At 67.9% G+C, this 3,382-nt stretch carries 4 protein-coding genes; all 4 read right to left on the reverse strand.

What is annotated here, in order from left to right:
- From IQ782_RS09065 to IQ782_RS09080, 4 genes are read right to left on the reverse strand one after another with little or no spacing between them, the layout of a single operon-like run.
- Positions 1-1,281 (reverse strand): TRAP transporter large permease, encoded by a 1,281-nt coding sequence (locus IQ782_RS09065; RefSeq protein WP_194134301.1) that lies wholly within the window; start codon positions 1,279-1,281, stop codon positions 1-3.
- Positions 1,278-1,745: a TRAP transporter small permease gene (locus tag IQ782_RS09070; RefSeq protein WP_194134302.1), complete on the reverse strand. Its 468-nt coding sequence runs from the start codon at positions 1,743-1,745 to the stop codon at positions 1,278-1,280. Before IQ782_RS09070 ends, IQ782_RS09065 begins: the two co-directional genes overlap by 4 nt.
- A complete protein-coding gene (locus tag IQ782_RS09075) occupies positions 1,742-2,119 on the reverse strand; it encodes a cupin domain-containing protein (protein WP_194134303.1) in 378 nt (125 codons plus the stop codon). Before IQ782_RS09075 ends, IQ782_RS09070 begins: the two co-directional genes overlap by 4 nt.
- Positions 2,116-3,099 (reverse strand): TRAP transporter substrate-binding protein, encoded by a 984-nt coding sequence (locus IQ782_RS09080; protein WP_194134304.1) that lies wholly within the window; start codon positions 3,097-3,099, stop codon positions 2,116-2,118. Before IQ782_RS09080 ends, IQ782_RS09075 begins: the two co-directional genes overlap by 4 nt.
- Positions 3,100-3,382: the final 283 nt, after the last annotated feature.

The following is a 3,382-nucleotide window of genomic DNA, read 5'->3' on the forward strand; positions in this document are numbered from 1 at the left end:
TCAGAACGCCCCGGTCAGGCCGGTGACGATCCCGGGGAACAGGACCAGGAGAAGCAGCACCGCGACCATCGAGCCGAGGAACGGCAAGAGGTAGCGGAAGGCGGCGGACATCGGGATGCCCCCGGTGCGGCAGGCGGCCATAAGGTCGATGCCGAGCGGCGGTGTGTTGGCACCGATGGCGAGGTTGATGGTCAGCAGGATGCCGAAATAGACCGGATCGATCCCGTAGGCCCGCAGCACCGGCAGGAAGACCGGCGCGAGGATCAGGATGATCGCGATGCTTTCCATGAAGGTGCCGAGGATCAGCACCAGCAGCATGATCAGCAGCAGCGCCACGGTGGCGTTCTCGGTCAGCGCGAGGATGCCGTTCACCGCCAGCTGCGGCACCTGCTCGGCGGCAAGGATCCAGCCGAAGACCGAGGCGGCGGCGATCACGAAGAGGATCGATCCGGTCATCTCGGTCGTGTCGCGCAGGATCTTCCCGATGCCGCGCAGGTCGAGGCTGCGGTAGAGCAGCCCACCGGTCAGCAGCGCGTAGACCACGCCCGCGCCCGCCGCCTCGGTCGGGGTGAAGATGCCGAAGCGGATGCCGCCGACGATGATCACCGGGGCGATCAGCGCGGGCACGGCCTCGATCAGCCGGCGCCGCACGTTGGCGCCCGAGACCGGCTCGCCGCCGCGCCAGCCGTGGCGGCGCGAGATGAGCCAGGCGACGACCATCAGCCCGAGCCCCAGCATCAGGCCGGGGATGATCGCGCCGAGGAAAAGCTGGCCGATCGAGGTGTTGGTGGCGGTGCCGTAGACGATGAGCACGATCGAGGGCGGCACGACGGTACCGAGCGAGCCGGCGCAGCCGAGCGCGGCGCAGGAAAAGCCCGGCTCGTAGCCGCGCTCCTTCATCGCGGGCAGCAGCATGGTCCCCACGGCGACCACGTCCGCCACGCCCGAGCCCGAGAGCGAGCCGAAAAGCAGGCAGGCGGTGATCATCACGATGGCGAGCCCGCCGGTGCTGCGCCCGACCAGCGCCGAACAGAGCGCGACGATGCGCGGGGCGAGCCCGCCCTGCACCATCAGCATCCCGGCCATCAGGAAGAGCGGGATGGCGAGCAGCGTGAAACTGTCGATGCCCGCGATCATCCGCTGCGCCACCACCATCATCGGGGCAAGATCGGCCACGGCGATGTAGAGCGCCGAGGCCAACCCCAGCGCCACGGCGATGGGGGCGTCGATCAGGATCAGCACCACGAAGCTGCCCAGCAGCAGCGCAAGTTCCATGCTCATGACCGGCCTCCCCGCAGCAGCAGCGCCAGCACCGAGAGCCCGGCACCGATCGGCAGGCAGAGGTAGAAGAGCCCGCCCGGCAGGCTCATCGCGGTGGTCTGGTGGTGCCAGGTGAAGAGCGTGATCTTCCAGCCGGTGACCACGAGGATCACCAGGAAAGCGGCGCTCGCCAGCCAGGCGAGAGCAAGAAGCGCGCGGCGCGGCGCGCCGTCCGGCAGCAGCATTTCGAGGATGCCGGCGCGGAAATGCGAATTTCTCAGGAAGCCCGAGATGATGCCGATGAAGGTGATCCAGACCAGGATCAGCCGCGGCAGTTCCTCGGACCAGCGCGGGGTCTGGCCGAACGCGTAGCGCGACAGCACGACCCAGGCGACCAGCGCCGCCAGCGCGGCGACGCCGAGCGCGCCGACATGCCGCGCCGCGCCGTCGAGCAGTGCGGCGGCACGCGCGCGCAGAGCGGTCATTTCGGCACACCGAACTCGGGCACGTGGCACAGCTGGCATTCGTCGCAATAGGCGGCGACCACCACCCATTCCTCGCTCAGCACCTCGACCTCGTGCACCACGCCCGGCGGCAGGCGCAGGGCGGTGCCCTCCTTCATGAAGAACTCCTGCCCGTTCGCGCGCAGCACCGCCTCGCCCTTCAGCGTCAGCGTGACCTCGTCGCGCGGATGGGCGTGGGGCACGCTGCGCGCGCCCCGCCTGCCGGTCGTGACCGCGAACTTGATGAAGCCTTCCCCACGTTCCTTCGGCGAAAACAGCACCTTCTGGCTGAAATCGAACAGCTGGACGGGGGCGATCTCGCCCAGCTCCTTCACTTCCGGCAGGCGCTCGCTCATTTGCGGTACTCGTTCAGGATCGAGAGCAGCTCGTCGCCGTAGAGACCGGCGTTCTCGTCCCAGATCGGCTGCACGGCCTCGATGAAGGGCGCCTTGTCGACCTCGTTGACCTCCATGCCGTGCTCCTCGAGCTTGGCGATCATCTCGGCGTCGCTGTCGGCCACCATCTGGCGCTGCTTCTCACCCCATTCGAGGGCGGCCGCCTGCACGATGTCCTGGTCTTCGGGCGAGAGTTTCTCCCAGACCGGCTTGGACAGCACGAGGGTTGCCGCACCCCAGACGTGGCCGGTCAGCGAGACGTATTTCTGCACTTCGTAGAAGGACGAGGAATAGATGATCGACAGCGGGTTCTCCTGCGCGTCGAACACGCCCTGTTGCAGGGCAGAGTAAAGTTCGCCGAAGGCCAGCGGCGCGGGTTCGGCGCCAAGCGCCTCGAAGGTCGCGAGGCGCACCTTGTCGGGGGTGACGCGGATCTTCAGCCCGGCGAGATCGGCGGGGGTCACGACCGGTTGCTTGGAGTTGGTGACGTTGCGATAGCCGTTTTCCCACCAGGCCAGAACCTTGACGTTCTGCGCGTCGAGCAGCTCGCCCAGCTTCTCGCCCAGCTTGCCGTCAAGCGCGGCAAAAGCCTGCTCGCGGCTGGTCCAGGCGTAGGGCATCTCGATGATGCCCATCTTGGGCTCGACCGTCTGGAACGAGCCCGCGCCGATGACACCGCCCTGCACCGAGCCGAATTGCAGCCCTTCGATCATGTCCTTCTCGTTGCCGAGCTGGCCGCCGGGGAAGATCTCGATCTTCACGCGGCCCTCGGTCTTTTCGGCGACCTCTTCGGCGAAGCCGGTGGCGGCGACGTTCCAGCTGTGGCTGTCGGCCAGCACGTGACCGATGCGGATGGTGGTTTCGGCCAGCGCGCCGCTGGCGCAGCCAAGGCCGAGCACGGCCGAGGCGACGGCGCTCTTGAGGAGGGTGTTGAGGTTCATTTCGGACTCCCGTTGGTTTGTGCCGGGATAGAACCTCGCGGGGGGTGAATGCGCAAATAGGCTGGGGCTATGCTTCCGATGGGGAGGACCAATGAATGTGGGTCGGGCCACTCGGAGCCAGTGGCAGAGCGGCCCACGCTGCCCCTCCAGGCGCGACCCAACAGCGCTTGGCCGCGCCCCGCGCAGGTGCCGACGGACTGGGCTTCGTCACGGTATCGCCCTTTGCGAGCCGGACGCGAAGGGCCATGCCTTCGCGTCCGGGTGCTGTGCGACCGGCAGCCCG

Source organism: Salipiger mangrovisoli, assembly GCF_015223355.1.
GTDB classification, from domain to species: Bacteria; Pseudomonadota; Alphaproteobacteria; order Rhodobacterales; family Rhodobacteraceae; genus Salipiger; species Salipiger mangrovisoli.

Excerpts from the sequence above, each read along its gene's own strand:
- IQ782_RS09065 (WP_194134301.1), bottom strand. The coding sequence starts at position 1,281 with ATGAGCATGGAACTTGCGCTGCTGCTGGGCAGCTTCGTGGTGCTGATC.
- IQ782_RS09070 (WP_194134302.1), bottom strand. The coding sequence starts at position 1,745 with ATGACCGCTCTGCGCGCGCGTGCCGCCGCACTGCTCGACGGCGCGGCG.
- IQ782_RS09075 (WP_194134303.1), bottom strand. The coding sequence starts at position 2,119 with ATGAGCGAGCGCCTGCCGGAAGTGAAGGAGCTGGGCGAGATCGCCCCC.
- IQ782_RS09080 (WP_194134304.1), bottom strand. The coding sequence starts at position 3,099 with ATGAACCTCAACACCCTCCTCAAGAGCGCCGTCGCCTCGGCCGTGCTC.